13 protein-coding genes are annotated in these 19,830 nt (G+C 59.6%); 12 read left to right on the top strand and 1 reads right to left on the bottom strand.

What is annotated here, in order from left to right:
* Window positions 1-149: 149 nt before the first annotated feature.
* From BISU_RS09985 to BISU_RS09965, 5 genes are all read left to right on the top strand, one after another.
* Window positions 150-2,879, top strand: a complete 2,730-nt coding sequence (locus tag BISU_RS09985; RefSeq protein ID WP_024463901.1) for a choice-of-anchor M domain-containing protein — start codon at window positions 150-152, stop codon at window positions 2,877-2,879.
* Window positions 2,879-4,480: an anchored repeat ABC transporter, substrate-binding protein gene (locus tag BISU_RS09980; protein WP_024463902.1), complete on the top strand. Its 1,602-nt coding sequence runs from the start codon at window positions 2,879-2,881 to the stop codon at window positions 4,478-4,480. Before BISU_RS09985 ends, BISU_RS09980 begins: the two co-directional genes overlap by 1 nt.
* Window positions 4,477-6,129, top strand: a complete 1,653-nt coding sequence (locus BISU_RS12235) for an anchored repeat-type ABC transporter permease subunit (RefSeq protein WP_024463903.1) — start codon at window positions 4,477-4,479, stop codon at window positions 6,127-6,129. The genes BISU_RS09980 and BISU_RS12235 overlap by 4 nt, the downstream gene beginning before the upstream one ends.
* Window positions 6,126-7,601: a lytic transglycosylase domain-containing protein gene (locus BISU_RS13375; protein WP_024463904.1), complete on the top strand. Its 1,476-nt coding sequence runs from the start codon at window positions 6,126-6,128 to the stop codon at window positions 7,599-7,601. The genes BISU_RS12235 and BISU_RS13375 overlap by 4 nt, the downstream gene beginning before the upstream one ends.
* Window positions 7,602-7,874: 273 nt before the next feature.
* Window positions 7,875-9,383, top strand: coding sequence for an ATP-binding protein (locus tag BISU_RS09965; RefSeq protein WP_024463905.1), 1,509 nt, complete (start codon window positions 7,875-7,877; stop codon window positions 9,381-9,383).
* A 428-nt stretch (window positions 9,384-9,811) separates the two neighbouring features.
* Here the strand turns inward: BISU_RS09965 and BISU_RS09960 are convergent, their stop codons facing one another.
* Window positions 9,812-10,855, bottom strand: coding sequence for an ornithine cyclodeaminase family protein (locus tag BISU_RS09960; protein WP_162142800.1), 1,044 nt, complete (start codon window positions 10,853-10,855; stop codon window positions 9,812-9,814).
* 251 nt (window positions 10,856-11,106) lie between these two features.
* Between BISU_RS09960 and BISU_RS09955 the strand changes: the two genes are divergently transcribed.
* The 7 genes from BISU_RS09955 to BISU_RS09925 all read left to right on the top strand — a co-directional run bounded on the left by BISU_RS09955 (window position 11,107) and on the right by BISU_RS09925 (window position 19,655).
* Window positions 11,107-12,321: an amidohydrolase family protein gene (locus BISU_RS09955; protein WP_051246165.1), complete on the top strand. Its 1,215-nt coding sequence runs from the start codon at window positions 11,107-11,109 to the stop codon at window positions 12,319-12,321.
* Between the two features lie 63 nt (window positions 12,322-12,384).
* Window positions 12,385-13,398, top strand: a complete 1,014-nt coding sequence (locus BISU_RS09950; protein ID WP_034533106.1) for an ABC transporter ATP-binding protein — start codon at window positions 12,385-12,387, stop codon at window positions 13,396-13,398.
* Window positions 13,395-14,468 (top strand): ABC transporter ATP-binding protein, encoded by a 1,074-nt coding sequence (locus BISU_RS09945; protein WP_024463908.1) that lies wholly within the window; start codon window positions 13,395-13,397, stop codon window positions 14,466-14,468. Before BISU_RS09950 ends, BISU_RS09945 begins: the two co-directional genes overlap by 4 nt.
* Complete coding sequence (gene nikB, locus BISU_RS09940) at window positions 14,462-15,394, top strand: nickel ABC transporter permease (protein ID WP_024463909.1); 933 nt, start codon at window positions 14,462-14,464, stop codon at window positions 15,392-15,394. The genes BISU_RS09945 and nikB overlap by 7 nt, the downstream gene beginning before the upstream one ends.
* Window position 15,395: 1 nt before the next feature.
* Complete coding sequence (locus tag BISU_RS09935; RefSeq protein ID WP_024463910.1) at window positions 15,396-16,328, top strand: ABC transporter permease; 933 nt, start codon at window positions 15,396-15,398, stop codon at window positions 16,326-16,328.
* Window positions 16,329-16,384: 56 nt separating this feature from the next.
* Window positions 16,385-18,004, top strand: coding sequence for an ABC transporter substrate-binding protein (locus BISU_RS09930; RefSeq protein ID WP_024463911.1), 1,620 nt, complete (start codon window positions 16,385-16,387; stop codon window positions 18,002-18,004).
* 169 nt (window positions 18,005-18,173) lie between these two features.
* Window positions 18,174-19,655 carry a chlorohydrolase family protein gene (locus tag BISU_RS09925; protein WP_024463912.1) on the top strand — a complete coding sequence of 494 codons (1,482 nt, stop codon included), beginning with the start codon at window positions 18,174-18,176 and terminating at the stop codon, window positions 19,653-19,655.
* Window positions 19,656-19,830 lie beyond the last annotated feature (175 nt).

Genomic DNA, 19,830 nt, shown 5'->3' with positions numbered 1-19,830 from the left:
TGCGTCGGGCAGAGCCTCCGCCTCAGGCGGCGGTTCCGCTGGCCCGAAGCCGAGCGATTCCTGACAACGAGCCGACACGGCACATCAGTTCATATGCAGCACATGCAACGACAGCAACAGAGAATAAGAAACAGAGACAGAGGGAACTCATGAGCACCAACTCGTCTTCGCCCGATCAACCCGAATGGATTGAACGATTAGACAATGCCGATCAGTTAGGAAACATCGCGAAACCCGGCTTGCATGCAAAACCAGGCCCGCATGACCTGCACGGCCTGCGGGCCACGGCCTTGCGCGTCATCGCCAAACCGGTGCAGCTGGCCGCCGTAGGCATGCTGGCCGTAGGGCTGGTATTCGGCGGCCTGAGCGGCATGTCGAACAAGGCTTCGGCCACCGACGGCGCCCCGGCCAACCCCAACTCCAATGCCACCCTGTGCAAGGGGCAGGCCAACGGCGCACAGGATACCGACCAGAACCCGCAAAGCGGCACCGAAACGACCTCGCCGGCCTCTGACACCCGTTGCGCCATCCAAGGCGTGCACACCGATGCGATGTCGGTGTATCTCACCGATGGCGACAGCCCTAGGCTCGTGCTCAAAACCAAGGCCGACAACGTCTACGATGGCGCCGACAACGGCGTGCGCTACGACAGCAGCGCGTCGGCCTTCGTGCTGCCGGACAATGCGAAAAAGTCTTCGGCCAAAATGGGCGGCTCCCTGAGCTTCCTGAACAAGGCCACGAACAACGGCGACTTCTGGTACATACCCCAGACGCAGGATCTGAGCGTGCTCTGGGCCGGATTCAGCACTGAGGCGCTTGAAGGCAATCCGCATATCAACGGCTCCTCCAAGGTCACGATGAAGATGGAGCACTTCCACGGCCCCGGCGAGCTGTTCATGTGGTCGAATGACTCCTTCGGCGGCATCGTGAAGCAGCTCGGCTCGCCCGACGCGCAAAAGGACTTCGGCTTCCCCGACACGCACGTGCTCTCGATACCGCAGCACGAGCATATGAACTGGGCCTTCACCAAGCCGGGACGCTACGCCTACACGATGTCGGCGACGGTCGACGTGGACGGCAAGCCGCAGACCGACACGCAGGAGTACGTCTTCTACGTCGGCAACGGCACGCCCGACAAGGCGCCGGTCGCGGTGGCCGCCGAGAACGCTTCGGCGGTCACCGGCTCCCCGGTCGAGCTGAAGGCCGCCGTAAGCTCGGACGGATTCGAATACCCGCAAGGCTGGGTGCAGTTCGAGCGCGAGGATTCCGGTGCGCTGCTGGGCTACACGAAGGTCGTGCAAGGCCAGGCTTCGCTGACCGTGCATTCGTTCGCAGCGCCCGGCAATGTGCCGATTCGGGCGACCTTCGTGCCGCGCTACGCCGAGGATGCCGATCAGGCTTCCGGCGAGCTGCAGGTCAATGTCACCGGCGATGCGCTGCCAAGGGCGCTGCGTGCGGTGAACACGCTCGAAGATACGACGGCCGGAGTCGCCTCGGTGGGCGCGATCGCCTCCGATCAGGCCACGGCGCCGATCAAACTGGCCGACGGCAGACTCGCCGGGCAGCCGGTGTTCGTCGATGTGCTGCGCAAGATCGACAAAAGCCATGACAGCGATATTCCCATGTATCAGCGGGCCATCACCGGCCGCTGGGTCCGCGCGGATGATTCCGCCGCGATCACCGTGCCGCTGCCGGCCTACCCCGGCGACTACCAGCTGCTGGTGCGCAATGCGGACGGCACGCAGGTCGGTTCTGCAGATCTCAACGTGCCGACGACAACCGGTGCCGCGCCGTACGTGCCATCGGTGCCCAACGGCAACGTCAATGGCAATGGCGGCGGTTCAGGCGGCAACGGCAATGGCGGCGGCGTCATCGGCGGCAACGGGAATGCGGGCGGCAACGGGAACGGCAATAACGCCAACTCTGGCGGCGGCAAGCAAGGCGCGGGGGCGAAGGGCAACGGCGGCGGCCAGGCCTCGTGCACTTCGGCCAACATGTTCGTGCTCGATCACGGCCATATCGACATCGCAGCCTACTCGCCCAGCGCCAACAGCATGCAGATGGTCATCCAGGAGGATGTGACCGGAAGCCACGTGCGCCGCACGCCGTCCAGCGTGATGCTCTGGCTCAAGCCGGGCGCCAAGACCTCGCGCGGGTGGAGCGTGCCGCAGACGCAGATACAGAATCTCATCTGGCTTGGGTGGAACAACCAGTTCCTCTCCAGCCGCGAGATTCCAGTCACCTGGACGCTCGACAAGCTCGAAGGACCCGGCTCGATGCGCATCTGGCTAGACGGCAACCTGGGTGCGCCGAGCAAAACCGTGCTCGACAGCAACGGCACCCACATCTTCCAGATGCCGAAGAACACCCACACCCACACCCACGCCAACTGGGATTTCAGCGCTGAAGGCTACTACAAGATCACCATGACCTACGCCACGTCGCTTGGCTCGGATACCGAGACGATCTACATGACCGTGGGCAATAAAGACCCCAAGGCCATGCCGATCTCCTGCGACGCCGTCAAAAGCGCGGCGGGCGGCGTGGTGACCGCGCCCCCGGCCCAGAACGCGGCCGGCGACGACAAGGCTGCGGCGGATGAAGCCGCCAAGACGGCCGCCGAAAAGGCCGCGGAGCAGAAGAACGCCAAGGAGGCCGCCGCTGCGGCCGCCAAAGCCAAGGCCAAGGAAGAGGCGGCCGCCAAGGCGCTGGACGATGCATTGGGCATTGACCCGGGCTCCATCGCCGGCAAGATGTCCAGCATGTTCGCCCGGCATCCGGTGCTCTCCGCCGCCGCGTTCACCGTGGCGGGCGGCTCGCTGGCCGCAGTGGCCACGGCCGCGCCCTTCATCCTGCGACGCCGCGTGGTGACGCCGTGATGATATTCGGGAATTCCGGCAACGCGCACGGCCTGCGCTCCCGGCTTCGCCGGTGCCTCGCGGCACTGGTGAGCGCTGCCGTGCTGCTGCCGCTGGCGGCGTGCTCCGACTTCGATTCGAGCAATCCGCACAACGGCAAGCTCAACGTGGTCACCACCACCGGCATACTGAAGGACCTGGTCTCCAACGTCGCCGGCGACAAGGCGAACGTCAGCGCCATCGTGCCCGACAACGCCGACCCGCACAGCTACGAGCCCTCGCTGCGCAAGATACGCGACATCGTCTACGCGGATGTGGCCTTCAGCAACTACATGCTGCTTGAGGAGCACAGCATCATCAAGGCGCTCGACGCCAACCTGCGCCCCGGCGTGCCCGATGTGGGGCTGGCCGAAAGCAGCGTCAAGCACGCGGCCGAAGTGATCCCGCTCGTCGAAGACGTCTCGCTCGACACCGTCTGGCTCGGCCTCGCTGTGCAGGGCGCCGGCGAGCAGTACGGCGCCAAGCGCAGCTCCGAAGTCGAGCTCACCGCCACCGGCATGCAAGGCCCGGGCCAGCTCACTGCCTACCAGACCGGCAGCTTCGGCGACGTCAGCGTCTACTTCAACTCGGCGGACGGCTTCGACGGCAAAGACAAAGTCAGCCTGCCCACCGAGGCGCACACGCATCTGAGCTGGGGCTTCAGCAAGCCGGGCGTCTACAAGCTCGGCCTCAAAGCCCGGCTCAAAGTCAGCGACGACGCCCCGCCCATCACGCTCGGCTCGACCACCATGGTCTTCGCCGTCGGCGTCAACTCGCAGACCGTCGCAAAAAAGCTCGGCGCGACCAAGGTGCTGGACGAAGGACATGCCGATCTGGCTGTGGACATGGACAAAGGCGGCTTCATCTACCGCGCCGACAACGAGCAGAAATCCTCCGCCACGCATCTGCAGCGCGACTACTACGCGCCCAAGGACGTCGTGGTGGAAGTGCCCAACAAGGCCCTGCACGAGATTCCGGCGGGCGGCGAATACCGCTTTCTGGGCAATCCGCGCGATCAGATATACCTGCTCCCGCAAGCCGTGCTCGGCTCGCATGTGCACGGCGACATCGACCCGCACCTGTGGCAGAACGTGCGCAACGGCATCGCCTACGTGCAGACCATCGCCGACAAGCTCGCGCAGGTCGACCCCAAGAACGCCGCGTACTACCATCAGCGCGCCACGGCGTACACCGACAAGCTGGCTGGAGTCGACGACTACGTGCGCAAGACCATCAACCAGATACCGCCATCGCGACGGCTGCTGGTCACCACGCACGACGCCTTCGCCTACCTCGGGCAGGCCTACGGCGTGAAAATCGCCGGGTTCGTGACGCCCAACCCAGCCACCGAACCCAGCCTCGCCGACCGCAAGAAGCTCACCCAGACCATACGGAACCTCAAAGTCCCCGCCGTCTTCCTCGAACCCAACCTGCGCTCGCGCTCCTCCGTGCTGCAGCAGGTGGCCGACGAGAACCACATCAGAGTGTGCCCGATCTACGGCGACACCTTCGACGGCAAAGTCAACACCTATATCGACATGATGCGTTACAACGCGAACATCCTCAAGGAGTGCCTTTCATGAGCAAGAGTACAAACGCGAGTAAGCACGCGGCCGCCGGGGTGAGCGCGGGCGTCGGTTCGGGCGTCGGCAGGCATGCGGGCGCTGGATCGGGCGTGGCTGCGCAGTCGACTGCGGGTGCCGGCCCCGTTTCGGGCGTGGACTCGGCAGTGGACTTGGTTCGGAGCAATAGCCCCATTTCGGGCGTGGCTGCGGGTGCTGACCCTTCGGCTGCTTCGGCTGCTTCGCACGCGGCCGCTGGGTCGGCAGTGGATGCGGCACCGGTTATCGCCGTCAGCAAGCTCAACGTCGATCTGGCCGGGCGGCGTGTGCTGAACGACGTGACGATGAGCGCTGCGGTCGGCGAACTGGTAGGCTTGCTCGGGCCGAACGGCGCGGGCAAGACCACGCTGCTGCGTTCGATTCTGCACCTCATTCCCACCGTTTCCGGCTCGATCGCCATCGGCGGCGACACGTCGAAGAACGCGCGCAAGCATATCGGCTACGTGCCGCAACGCCAGCAGTTCGCCTGGGATTTCCCCATCAGCGTGCTCGACACGGTGGTGCTCGGGCGGGTCAAGACGATCGGCTGGTTCCGCAGGCCGGGGGAGCGGGATTATCTCGCGGCCATCGAAGCGCTCGACCGCACCGGCATGACCAAGTTCCGCGACCGACCGGTGGGCGATCTTTCCGGCGGCCAGCGCCAGCGCGTGCTCGTCGCCCGGGCCTTGGCGCTGCAGCCCACGGTGCTGCTGCTTGACGAGCCGTTCACCGGCCTCGACATGCCTACGCAGAAGCTGCTTTCCGAGCTGTTCGCAACGTTGGCTAGCGAAGGCGAGACGCTGATCATGAGCACGCATGACATCGCGGGCGCGGTTTCGGCCTGCTCGCGCATCGTGCTGCGCGGCATGGCTTTCATCGGCGACGCCGTTTCGCACGCCGTCTTTCCCGGACTCGCCGTCGCCTTCGTGGTTTCGGGCAATCTGGTGGTCGGCGGGGCCATCGCCGGCGTCACCACGGCGATTCTGGTTGCGGTGTTCAGCCAGAACCGGCGCATCAAGGAGGACTCCATCATCGGCGTCATCTTCGTCGCCGCCTTCGCGCTGGGCATCGTGGTCATCTCGCTCGCGCCCGGCTACGCTGGCTCGCTGCAGTCGTTCCTGTTCGGCTCCATCACCGGCATCCCGAACTCCGATATCGCCGTGGTCGGCATCACCGGATTCGTGATTCTGCTCGTCATGTTCCTGCTCAACAAGGAGCTGGTGAGCATCTCGCTCGACCGCGATATGGCCAAAGCCTCAGGGCTTCCCGTCTTCGCGCTGGATCTGGTGCTGTACGTCATGGTGTCGCTGGCCGTCGTGATCTCCATCCAGACCATCGGCAATATTCTCGTGCTCGCGCTGCTCGTCGCCCCCGCTGCCACCACGCGGCTGCTCACCGACCGGTTAGGCGTTATGATGGTGCTTTCGCCGACTATCGGCGCGCTGTCGGCCGTGATCGGCATGTACTTCTCGTGGAGCTTCGACAGCCCCACCGGCGGCACGATCGTGCTGGTGGTGACCGCGATATTCCTGGTCGTCTGGCTGTTCTCTCCCAAGCAGGGGCTTGTCGGCAAGGCCATCGCGCGGCTGACCTCGAAGAACTCTCGTCAGGCTGCGGTCGAACAGGCATGAAGCACAGGCGCGAGGTGCGCGGCGTCGCGGGCATGGGTGCAGGCGTGAGTGATGACGCGGCTGCAGGCGCGGGTGCGGGCGTCGCTGGCGTGGCTGCGGGCACGGGTGTTGACGCGGCCTCCGGACTGTGGCTCGCGGCGCTCTCCGGCACGAGTAGCGCTGCTGCGGGTGCGGGCGTTGATGTGGTTGGAGACAGGGACACCAGCGAAGTCATGCGATCGGCAACGCGAAGCTCTCCAGTCGCAACTTTGCTCCGCAGCAGGCCAACATTCGTGCACTATTCCGGGGTGCCACTCGGCAATCCCGCAGCATCGCAACCCGCCCAAGCCGGCCGCTCCAGTACGCAATCTACGAATTGCGGTGATGTTTCCAACCACGCAATCCACGCACCTGTCGCGAACGCTGATATCGGGCCGGGCCTTGGCCGCGATGCCGGGCCTGAGACTGGAGTCACCGCCCAATCCAACGCGGTGCATCCTGATTCCTTCTGGCAGCTGGGCGATCCGGTCAGCCAGACGCTGGGCGTCGATTTGCTCGGCACTGATGAAGGCCCGTGGCACCGGCTGCGCAAGCGTATGGCCGGCCGCTGCCCGCCGCGCCGTGCGCTGCGCTCCTGCGTGGCGTTTCTTGGTCGATCATGGAAGCGCCTGCTGGGCGTATGCTGCGTGCTCGCAGTACTGGCCGTGCTGGTGTATGCCGGTCTGATGATTGCCAGCGGACTGCGCGGCGATGTTAGCGGCTTGTCGCTGCCGAATTTCGGCGCAGCATCGCCGCGCAACGACAACATGGTCGCCGCGCCAAGCAACAGGAATGCGCCGAGCCAAAGCGCTGCCGCGAGCGATTCCGGCGCGGCGTCGGCTTCCAGCCCTACATCCCAATCGACCACTTCCCAGCTTGGTACCCAAGGGCGAAGCGTGCCGCGGGGCATCGTCATCGCCGACTTGGTCGATGATGCCTGGGCGCAGGACATCGCGCAGCGCTCCGGCGTGCCGGTCGATTACGTCAAAGCCTATGCGGGCGCTTCGATTCTGGCGCAGCGCGAGCGTCCTCATTGCGGTATCGGCTGGAACATGCTGGGCGGCATCGGCGAGGTTGAAAGCGATCACGGCACCAAGCACGACCCCGGCAAGCTCATCCGCGGCCCAGTGCTCGACGGCTCCGATGGCACTGGAGCCGTGCCCGATACGGATGGCGGCAAGCTCGATGGCGACCCGATTTGGGATAGGGCCGTCGGACCTATGCAGTTCCTGCCCTCGACTTGGGCCCGCTACGGGCGAGACGGCGACGGCGATGCGCGTGCCGATCCTAACGACATCAACGATGCGGCGCTTACTGCGGCGGGCTACCTATGCACCGCCGGCGGCGACCTGACCACATCCCAAGGCTGGATCACCGCCGTCGAAGCCTACAATCGCGGCAGCCAATACAATGCCGCCGTAGCTGACGCCGCCAACCGGCTCGGCGCGCTATGATGCGCACATGTTCTCCGTCGCTCTGCGTCACTGTATGACACTGATGTACAGTGACGGAGAGTGATATCTAGTGATAAATTACCGTATACAGAATGCCGAAATCTCAGAAATATCGCATAATTGCAACGTTTGCTACTATGCCGTGAATCCCAGCAGTGCGATAATAATTGTACAGTGACGTACAGTGATGTACAGTGATGTACAGTGATAATATCCACTGATACGGAAACTGGTCCCGATAACTCGTTGGTAACGCCTGCGGAAAGGAATCTCATGACATGGACGAATAATGAGATAGCTGCAGTCCTTGAACGGCTGCGTCGCCAGGGCAGTGATGACGGGCGTTATGAGGCGAAATCGTGCGCCCACGATATCGGCAGCAGCGTATGGGAGAGCGTCAGCGCGTTTGCGAACACGCAGGGTGGCACGTTGCTGCTCGGCATCAGCGAATCTGAGAAATTCAAACCGGTGGACGGTTTTGATGCCAATAAGATTCTCAGCCAGTTTGCAGACGGCATAGGCGACGGTAATCCGCAAGGCATCAAACTCACGAATCCTCCGCGCTATGAGGTGACGCGGTGTGAGAGCGCAGGCAAACCGTTTCTGGCGATAGACATTCAAGAGAATGCAATCGGTGCCAAACCCTGCTTCATCACTGCCAAAGGCCCGCAGTCCGGCGGCTACCGGCGCATGGATGACAAGGATATCCATCTCTCGCCAACAGAGATCTTTGAATTCGTCAACGCTCTGGTGCCCAGTTCTGCAGACCGGGCAATAGTGGCGGAGGCGGATCTGACCGATCTCAACGAGACTGCCTTGGACCGACTTATTGATACCTTCAAGGATTCCAAGGCTTTGCGGGGCGCGAGGGGCCGCAAGGCGCAGCTGGCGAGACTCAACATCACCGATAAGGAAGGCGGCATCCGGCTGGCGGGTCTGCTCGCAGCCGGTCAGTATCCGCAGCAGTACTACCCGAAATTGCTCATCGACGTGACGGCTCATCCTGATGTGGTGAAATCCGGTGCCGGCATGGTGCGCTTTCTTGACCGCGTTTTGTGCGACGGCAATATGCCGGAGGCGATTGAACAGGCTGTGGAGGCGACGGCCAAGAATCTGCGTACGCCCACGCTGGTATCGGGTGCAGGAGCAAAAACCGATACCGAGATTCCGCGCGAAGTGTTGCGCGAAGTCATTGCCAATGCAGTGATCCACCGCGAATACGGCGACTTTTTCTTAGGTGAATCCGTAAGCGTCGATATCTATCCCGATCGAGTAGAAGTATCCAGCCCGGGCGGACTGTGGGGCGGCGTCACGCCCGATACCATCGGCAATGGCGAATCGCGGTGCCGCAACGCCACGCTTATCCAGTTGCTCCACCAGGTGCCGTATGACGGTGAAGGCGCGGTTACAGTAGAGGGGCAAGGTTCTGGAATACCGCTGGTGGTGCGGGAAATGGAATCCCGCGCGTTGCCCGCCCCACGTTTCGTGGCTCGGCCGGATTATTTTACTGTGATACTCGATCGGTACAGGGCGCAGTATGCGGATTCCGCATATGGCATCAAGGGTAGCGGTCAGTCGAGTGAAGTGCTGAATGCAACGGAAACAACTATTTTGCAGGCGTTGTCGCTGACGCAGCCGCGCAACGTACATGAGATTAGTGCCATGACCCAGAAATCGCTCAGCGCGGTGCGCAAGGCATTGCGCAGTTTGATTGATGCAGACTTGGCAGTAGCCACTGCTCCGGCCGCCAGCAGGTATCGCAAATATCTACGGCGTGGGTAGGGGGCGCGCAGCTTCTTGTTCCAAGAATCTGCGCGGAACCAGCTGGTGCGCCTCGCGAACTCAATGGAGATACCCGTGCAAAGCAGCATAATGTGGCTTTTCGGGTTTCGCTGTATGTAGTTTTCCCCCGTCGCGACGTGTATCTCGCTTATGTGAGGCGTTATTGGATGCTGGTAGAGGTCTATCTGCGTTGTGTGAGGCGTTAATTCCTTGGCGCCCCGAGTATCGCTGGCCGAAAACCGCGGTTCTGGGCCGTCCGATACTCGACGCTCCGCGAAATAGCGCCTCACACAACGCAGATAGACCTCTGCAGCACTCGGTTAACGCCTCACACGACGCAGATACAGTGGTGTAATGCAGAGTGACGTCTACTGACGTACACTGACGTTGAGTGACGAACTAATGCATGCAAAATGCCGAACCCGAGTTCAGGGACGCAAAGCCACGCGTGCTCCGACGTGCTGTGCAGCCGCTTTGCGCAGTAGATAGTCGGCGCATGCGAGATCTTCGTAGGCGACGCCGATCGAATTGTACAGCGTGATGTCATGGGCAGTGTGCCTACCTGGCTTTGCGCCGGATACTACCTCGGCCAGCTCGGTAATATGCGGCGGGTTGCTCATATGAGCAAGGTTCCCTGATTCGCGTAGTGCAATGCGAGCGTCATCTGCAAAAAGGTGGCATGCCTCCATTGCGTCTTCGTCGATTTCCCTGAATTGGGGCCGTGGAGGAGAGCCTGCGGCGTTGATGTGCAAACCGGGGTGCAGCATGGAAGCATCAATCAGCGGAGTTTCACTTGGCGTAAGGGTGCAGACTATATCACTGTGCGCGCAAACCTCGTGTATCGAATCGGTGGCGCGCACGGCTGTGCCGGGCAGTGCCTCGGCTATATTACGTGCGGATGCGGTGGCGTGTTCGGGATTTCTGCTCCAGATGAGCAATTGGCTCAGTTCCAACGCTTTGCACAGCATAATTGCGTGTCTGTGTGCCAGCGCACCTGCGCCGATGATGCCCAGCGTCTGTGCGCCACGGTTGGCAAGCGTGCGCGTGGCCAGCAGCGTCATTGATGCAGTGCGTAGCTGAGTGAGTGCATAGCCGTCAATAAGGCCTAGGCATTCTCCTGTCTGCGAGGAGAATAGGGCGATGGTGGATCGTTGCGCGGGCAGGCCTTTTGCGCGGTTTTGCGGATGGTCAACGAGCACTTTCGTGCAAAACAGTCCTTTGGTGATATCGGTTGCCGTCATAGGAACAATCGCGGCTCCTTGAGGGGCTGAATCCAGCATGACCCGTTGTGGCGGCGCCTCCATAATGCCGCCATTTGCATATTGGACTAAGGTCATTTCCAGTTCGTGAGTGAATTCATCGGTGCTGAACAGTGACCAGCAATCGGATGATGTAAGAAGTCTGGTAGTCATGGAGTGCCTTCCGTGCAGACGTGAAAATAGTTTGCAATGACAGTTTCTACTGTTTCCCACATGCATGAAATTTTGTTTTCATGCATAAACCATTGTAATTGCAGTCTTTTAAAGACTCGGTACACACGATCGTAACAATCTATATTTCATTCTGAAATATTTATTGCCAACTATATAGTCCGCATCGACGAACGCGGATGCAGCCGAATTGCTCGGTAATTCAGCCGTGATGCATTCGGACATAAGACGGTGATGTGACGAATTTCGTGTTCGTTGGCACATAGCCAGATGACAAGAAAGAGGAGACTGCTGTGAGTACGCTGGTATTGACGCACGTCCGGCCTTGGGCCGGAGGCGAGACCGATGTGACGATCGTAGATGGCACGGTCGCCACAGGTAAGACCAGCGCCAAAGCAGGGGTCGAGGCCGACACCGAAATCATCGACGGACACGGCCGCCTCATCATCCCCTCATTTGCCGATGTTCACACGCACCTTGATTCCACACGTCTGGGGCTTCCTTACCGGCCTCAGAGTGGGCAGACCTCACTGATGGGTCGGGTCATGAACGATCGAAATAACTGGCGCGGTGCCGAGGCCTCGATATCGGACCGCTCGACGTACGCGCTATCCTTGATGATCGCTAATGGTGTGACCCATGTGCGTTCTCATGTGCAAATCGATGCCGACTGCAAGTTCGAGCGATTGGAAGGTGTGCTGGCTGCTAAAGCGCAACTCGGCAAGTATGCCGACGTGCAGCTGGTCGCGTTCCCTCAGGCGGGTCTGCTGCGCGAACCAGGCAATGTCGATCTGCTTGACGAGGCGCTGAACAGAGGCATCGATCTGGTCGGCGGCATCGACCCCTCAACGATGGATGGGGACTCCAAAGGCCATCTTGATGCAGTATTCGCCCTTGCTCGCAAGCACTCGACCGGGATTGACATTCATATCCATGAGCCGGGAGCGCTGGGAATTTACGATATCAACCGGGTTCTGGACCGCGTTGAGGAATTCGGCATGCAAGGCAAGGTCAACATCTCGCACGCCATGGCGTTGGAATCCGAAGTTGCGGGAAAAGACAAGACCATCGAGCGAATGGGCACAAACCGCGTCACGGTGACCAATGTGGCTCCTAGCCACGGCGTTCTGCCCATCAAGCAGCTGCTGGAGCACGGCGTGCGCGTCGGGCTTGGCATGGATGGCCAGCGCGACTACTGGCACGCTTATGGCAATGGCGACATGCTGCAGCGCACATGGCAGCTATCCTTCACGCATGGCTGGGACTTTGAGGAAGATATCACATTGGCGCTCAAAATCGCCACGTGGGGAGGCTACGGCATTGTGAACCCGTCCGCACGACCCATATGGGACGATGAAACGCCCGGATTCGCTCCGGGAGACCCTGGCGATTTTCTGATGCTGGACGCCAACTATCTCTCCGAGGCAGTGATGGACTGGCCTACCGTGCCCCGAACTTTGCTTCGAGCTGGCCAACTCGTCGATTTCGTACCTCGACCTATCGTCTGACATGGACGATTCGCAATGGTGTATGTACACGGGAAGGAAGGTGCCGATATGGAGACAGCCACTATGAATCAAGAATTGGGTCAAGAGCCGTTGATCGACGTGAGCGATTTGAAGGTCACCATTCACACGTACCGTGGTGACGTCAAAGCGGTGCGCGGGGGGGGGGTATCATTCAGCGTCAATGCAGGTGAAATATTCTGCATCGTAGGCGAATCCGGGTGCGGTAAAAGCACCGTCGCCCAGGCGCTGATGAAGCTCAACCCATCACCGCCTGTGAATATCGACAGCGGGCGCATCATATTTCGCGGCCAGGACCTTGTCCCCGCCTCGGAACGGGATATGCGCGGCATCCGCGGTCGATACATCAGCATGATCTTCCAAGACTCGATGACGAGTCTCAACCCTACCAAGAAGATCGGCAAACAGCTCGCCGAATCCTTACGCATCCACAACAAGATCGAGCGCTCGCAAATACGCGAGAAAACTGTGGAACTCCTCAAACTCGTGGGCGTTCCCAGCCCCGAGGAGCGCATCAACCAATACCCGTATGAACTCTCAGGCGGCATGTGCCAGCGAGTGATGATCGCGATGGCTTTGGCCTGCGAGCCTGATCTGCTGATCGCCGACGAGCCGACCACCGCGTTGGACGTCACGATTCAGGCACAGGTGCTGGAGCTGATGAAAAGCATCCAGCGTCAGCGCGGCAACGCCATCATCCTGATCACCCACGATCTGGGCGTCGTGGCGCAAATGGCGGACCGCGTGGCGGTGATGTATGCGGGCGAGATTGTGGAGAAGGCATCGTGCGACGACCTATTTGCCAATCCTCAGCATCCGTACACGAAGCAATTGCTGGCTGCTAAGCCCAAGCTGAATCAGAGTCGTGCGCAACAGCTCACCGCAATCGACGGCGCTCCACCCGATTTGCGCGATGACATTCCTGGCTGCCCTTTCGCTCCGCGTTGTCCGTGGGCGATGGAACGGTGCCGGCACGAACGACCGGCGACCACCGTATCGGAAGGCGGGCATTCGGCGCGATGCTTCCTACTGAGCGATGAAGCGGAGGACGAGCAATGAGCGCGACGAATGAGCAAACAGCGGGCGATAAAGCGACAATCGAGCAAGCGGCGAATGATCAACCCATAGCACGTCCCGAGGGCGAGCTGGTCGGAGTCGATACGGTGCGGAAGCATTACGTGCTCGGCAAAGGCAAGACGCTCAAGGCCGTCGATGGCATCTCTCTGAGCATCCGAAAAGGCGAGGTGCTTGGCGTCGTAGGCGAATCGGGATGCGGGAAATCCACACTCGGCGAAGTTCTGGCGCGTATCGAACCGAAAACTTCTGGAGCCGTGTATTTCGCGGGGAACGATATCTCGCAGAAGTTGAGTGTTACAGAGCGTAAGGCGCTGAGCAAAAATGTGCAGGTGATATTCCAGGATCCATATTCCTCGCTCAATCCGCGCCGTACAGTCGGCAAAACCTTGCGCCGCGCATTGACGACGCATGGCCTGTACAAAGGACGCGAGAATGAGCGAATATCGCAATTGCTTGACATGGTGGGTCTGCCGCAAGACAGCAAGGACCGTTTCCCGCACGAGTTCTCGGGCGGCCAACGCCAACGCGTCTGCATTGCGCGCGCCTTGGCAGTGGAGCCGCAGTTCCTGATTTGTGACGAGCCGGTCTCAGCGCTGGACGTGTCGGTTCAGGCGCAGATCATCAATCTCCTAGTCTCACTCAAGCAGCAGTTCGGCCTCACGATGCTGTTCATCTCCCACGATTTGAGCATCGTCAAATACCTGTGCGACCGCGTTGCCGTGATGTACCTCGGTGTGGTGGTGGAGATGGCCGACAGTGAGGAGCTATACGCCAACCCCCAGCATTTTTACACCCGCGCATTGCTTTCAGCCATTCCGCAAGCGGATCCCAAGGAAGAACGCACACGCAGGCGCATCATTCTCAAAGGCGATATTCCTACGCCGGTCAATCCAGCACCAGGGTGTCCCTTCTACAGTCGCTGCCCCTTCGCTCAGGAGCTGTGTAAAAACAACCGGCCTGCGCTTGAGCAGATCAGTCCCGAGCATCAGGTGGCCTGTCATTTCCTCGACCGCATCAACGAAGCCGCCAGAAAGGAGGCACTCTCATGCTGAAATATGTTGGCAATCGACTGCTGCAGCTGATTCCAGTGCTGTTCGGCGTCTCACTCATCGTGTTCACGCTGCTGTACTTCTCACCCGGCGATCCTGCGAAGATTATGATGGGTGAATCGGTTGATCCCAAGATTCTCGAGGCCACACGAGAGTCTATGGGATTGAACAAACCTTACTGGCAGCGCTATCTCTCCTATGTGGGAGGCATCATCTTCCACTTCGATTTCGGTACGTCATACGCGACCAAGCAGCCCGTCACGCAGCAGATCATGGCGAGCTTCCCCAATACGCTCAAGCTCACCATGATCTCGATGTTCGTGGCCGTCATCGGCGGTGTCGTATTCGGTGTGATCTCCGCTCTGCGACAGAACACGTGGGTCGATTCCACTATCAGTCTCGTGGCGCTCATCGGCATCTCCTTCCCTTCGTTCTGGCTGGCGCTGCTGCTGATCATCTTCTTCGCAGTCAAGCTTGGCTGGTTCCCCGCTTCCGGATTCGATTCCTGGCGTGCTATGGTCCTTCCCTGCGGCGTGCTGTCCATCGGCAGCGTGGCCTCGCTCACCCGCATGACCCGTTCGAGCATGCTTGACGTGATCCGTCAGGATTACGTGCGCACCGCTAAGGCGAAGGGATTGAGCAATACGGCGATCGTGATTGGACATGAGCTCAAGAACGCTCTGATACCTGTCATAACCGTGATCGGCATGGACTTCGGCTCGCTACTGGGAGGCGCGGTGCTCACAGAAGTCATCTTTTCCATCCAAGGGGTGGGACGGCTGATAGTCGATTCGATTACCATGCGCGACTACCCAGTGGTCCAGGGAGGCGTGCTGTTTATCGCGCTCATGGTCTGCTTCGTCAATCTGTTGGTGGATGTGATCTACATGGTTTTGGACCCGAAATTGCGTGCGAAAGGAGGAAAGTGAGATGAAAACGAGTGCAACTGTGACTACGACGTTCGGCACGGCACCAGGTAAAAAGCCCAAGGCCAAGGGTGCCGCAAAGGTTCATACAGCGAAATCCAAAGGCCAGTTCGCTGTTTTCTGGCTGATGTTCCGCAGAAACAAGCTTGCCGTAGTCGGCCTGGTCATCATGGTCGCGCTGGTGTTGTGCGCGCTGACCGCGGACTTCATCACCCCGTATTATCCGAACGACCAGAATCTGCAGGGTGCCTTCCAATGGCCATCATCCGATCACTGGTTTGGCACCGACGAATTCGGGCGTGACATCTTTACGCGCGTGGTATACGGATCTCGCCAATCCCTATTCGTAGGATTGGCATCGGTGGCGATATCTTGTGTGATAGGAAGTCTGCTTGGCCTGATAGGCGGGTTCTACGGGGGGCTGATTGACAATGTCGTTATGCGGGTGAGCGACACCTTCATGTCGATACCGTCCACGCTCCTGGCCATTGCAATCGTCGGTTCGCTGGGCAGTAGCATGCGTAATCTGCTGATGGCTATAGCGATAGCGCAAATCCCAGGTTTCGCTAGGATTATGCGGGCAGCCGTACTCAAAGTCCGATCGATGGAATACATCATTGCGGCGCGGGTGCTCGGCATCCCGAACCGTTCGATCATTATGCAGGATGTGCTTCCCAACTGCCTGTCTCCCATCATCGTCAACATCACCTTGTCTGTCGGCTTCGCGATTCTTTCGTGCGCTGGCTTGAGTTTCCTCGGCTTAGGCATACAGCCGCCGACGCCGGAATGGGGAGGCATGATCTCCACGGCCAAGAATTACGTCCGCGATTATCCGTATATGACGATTTTCCCGGGCGCTGCGATCATGCTCACGATTCTTGCACTCAACTTCCTTGGCGACGGCTTGCGCGACGCGCTTGACCCGAAAATGCGCTGACGAACGAGTGCGACATATTTGAAAATTTGTGCAGAACACCATAGAAAGGAACTGCCATGAGAAGAAAACTAGTCACTAGGGTCTCGGCATTGGCTTTGGCCTGTGCCATGGTCTTCTCCGCTGCCGCTTGCGGCAAGAAGGAAGCCAACACCGCAGCGCCGTCCAGCAGCGCTTCGAGTACTACATCAACGGTTTCGCTCAAGCCCAAGAACATCGATATGGCGCAGGTCAAGGGCAAGAGCAACCGCGATCTCGTTGTGGCGAGCTCCGGCGACACCACCACGCTGGACTATATCGAGGCGGGCAACAGCGCTGCCGTTGAAGTGCTTCGTCCGGTCATGGAGACGTTGGTGCGCTATAACGAGCAGGGCAAGCTCGTCCCGTGGCTTGCGTCATCCTACAAGCGGCTCGATGATCGTTCGTGGGAATTCAAGCTGCGCAAAGGTGTGAAGTTCCAGAACGGCGAGGAGATGAAGGCCTCTGACGTGATCTTCAGCATGAAACGCGCCACAACGCCTGCTGCTGCCAATGTGGCATACATTATGTCTTTGATCGATCCCAACGGCTTCGAGGCGCCGGACGATTACACCGTCATCGTGCGCACCAAGATTCCCTTCGGCTCCTTCATCGGGTATATGCCTTATATCGGTGCTTCGATCGTGTCGGAAAAGGCCTACCAGTCTCCCGATGCGTCGACTCATCCGGTGGGCACTGGGCCGTATGAGTTCGTCGAATACAAGAAGGGTCAGTACACCAAGTACAAGGCGTTCAAGGATTATTGGGGCGGTAAGCCTGGTGCTGACACGCTGACCATCAAGCCGATTCCGGACGTGACCTCGCGGTATACGGCTTTGGAGACGGGTGAAGTGGATATCGCGCCGGTGACGGTGAACGAGGTTGGCCAGATTCAGGGCAACAACAAACTCAACCTCTCCTCGCATCCCACAACGGTGTTCACTACCTTGAACTTCAATACGACGAAAGCACCGTTCGACAATGTCAAATTCCGACAGGCCATCGATTATGCGATCGACGAGCCGGGAATCGTCAAGTCGGTGTTCCGCGGTTCCGCGCAGTACACTCCCGGACCGGTGACTCCTCAGCAGCAGTATTTCGATAAGAGCGCCAAACCCAAGTATGATGTTGCCAAGGCCAAGCAGCTCGTCAAGGAATCAGGCGTTGATCTGGGCAAAACCTATGAGATTGCCACCAGCAACAGCCAGACGCGCATCGACGAGGCGACGATCATCCAGCAGCAGCTTGCGAACATTGGTGTCAAAACGACCATACGCAAGATGGAATCGGCGGCCTATAACGATTACATGACCGGCAAGGACAAGGATATGTTCTTCAGCGGATGGGGTGCCGTTGGTTTCCCAGACCCTGACAACAATGTGTATGGTCCCTTGTACTCCGGAGGCATTCCCGACAATAACACTACGTTCTACAATGATCCCAAGATGGACGAGATGCTGCAGAAGGAGCGTGCGCTGCCCAACGGCCCCGAGCGTGAAAAGCTAATCGTCGACATCCAGCAGAAGATCCGCGAGGACACGCCGTATACCACACTGGAGAATACGGTGAACATTATTGGCTATCAGACCTATGTCAAGGGCTTCAGCGCTCAGGCCGCAATCGACCAGTACTATAACAATGTCTCGCTGAAAACCAGCTGATGCACACGAATAGCGGGCATTGCTGATTGAAGCATTCCCGCGGGCGGGTGAACTGCCCGTATGCGCCGGCGGGCCGGGGTCAGATCGACCCGGTCCGCCGGCTTGTCAATCGCCTGCATATGTGCATAACCATAACTGCATAACCATAACAATAAGGGAATGGGGGATTATGAAAACCAAAGTCACGGCGTCAGCCATCATCGGTTATCGCAACGGCCACAATGTCATCTACCGCAATGGCTCGCTGATTTATGAGGGCGATCGCATCCTTGAGGTGGGCGTGCAGGTCAAAGGCCCGTGGGACGTACAGCTTGACTTGGGCGAGGCAGTGATATGCCCGGGATTCATTGATATGAACGCGCTTGGCGATATCGATCATGAGTTGTTCTATGCTGGGCAGAGCGATAGCGAGAAGTTCTACTGGTCGCCTCGCTATCTGGCGAACGGCCCGCATGAGGCGATGACGCCCGAGGAAGAGGCGTTCAAGTCGCTGTATGCTTACGCGCAGCTGATTTCGCATGGGGTCACCACCGCCATGCCTATTACAAGCGTGTACCACAAGCGCGCCGGCGAGACTTTGGAGGAGATCGAGGCGGCCGCGCAGTATGCCCGGCGGCTGGGGTTGCGCGTGTATCTCGGGCCGTCGTATCTGAGCGCCCAGCATGTGTATGATCCGCAGACTAGGCAGCTTAGCGTTCAGCCGATTGTGGGTGAAGACGGCGAGGGGCTTGAGCGTGCGAAGGCGTTTGCACTCGAGCATGAGCGTGACACCGATGACATCGTGCATCCGGTCATGGTGCCTGAGCGTGTGGAGCTGCAAAGCCAGGGTACGTTGGTTGAGACTAAGCGTTTTGCTCGGGAGCATGATTTGCCCGTGCGCTTGCACGCGGCTCAGGGCGCTTTCGAGTATCGCTATATTATGGAGCATCATCATATGCCCACCGTGCAGTACTTGGATTCCATCGGCTTCCTCGACAGCCGCACACTGATACCCCACGCGCTCTACACTTCTGGATACCACGATATCGAGGACCAGTCTGACGATGACCTCGACGTGTTGCGCGACCGGGGCAGTATTGTTATCCACTGCCCGCTGGTGTACGCGCGCGGCGGAAAACGGTTGGAATCCTTCGCGCGCTTCCGCCGCCATGGCATTAGATTATGTATGGGCAGTGACACCTTCCCACCTGACATGCTACGCAACATTCGTGCCGGCAGTGCGATGTCGCAAAGCGTAGACGGTCCCTCACCCGACAGCGGCTACCGCGCATTCTTCGAGGCAGCGACCATCGGCGGCGCAGATGCGCTGGGAAGGCCGGATCTCGGCCGGCTGGCTCCTGGCTGCAAAGCCGATTTCATTGCGGTCAGCCTTGCTGATTTCGGGGTCGGTACGACAGGTGACCCGCTGACGACCATCTGCATGATGGCTTGCGGCAGCAATGTGTTCCATTCCGTCATCAATGGCCGCACAGCGATGAGTGACGGTGTGATACCCGGTCTTGACTACGACGCGTTGCGCCATAAAGCCCAGCGTTATTACGATAAATTCCGTGCCTCGGCGATTGAGCGCAGTTCCTTTGGCGCCATGAGTGGGGATGGATCACTCGACGCTGATCACTTCTTCCAAACGCCATACGACATTGTCGGGTGACTGCACTGTGTGGGGTGCATTGTTGTAATTGCGGGGGAGTCTGTGGGTTTGGTAGCGGCTCAGAGCGTCTGTGCGCTTCCTGATGCGCGTACGCTCTTCATCACTGTATATCAGTGATGCGGAGCGAGTGACAGGTAGAGCACGTGGCCTTATCTTCCTTGGCACCAGTTAGTGC

Source organism: Bifidobacterium subtile, assembly GCF_000741775.1.
Lineage (GTDB): Bacteria > Actinomycetota > Actinomycetes > Actinomycetales > Bifidobacteriaceae > Bifidobacterium > Bifidobacterium subtile.
The sequence above is the reverse complement of the archived record's forward strand: the minus strand, read 5'-3'. Positions and strand labels throughout refer to the sequence as shown.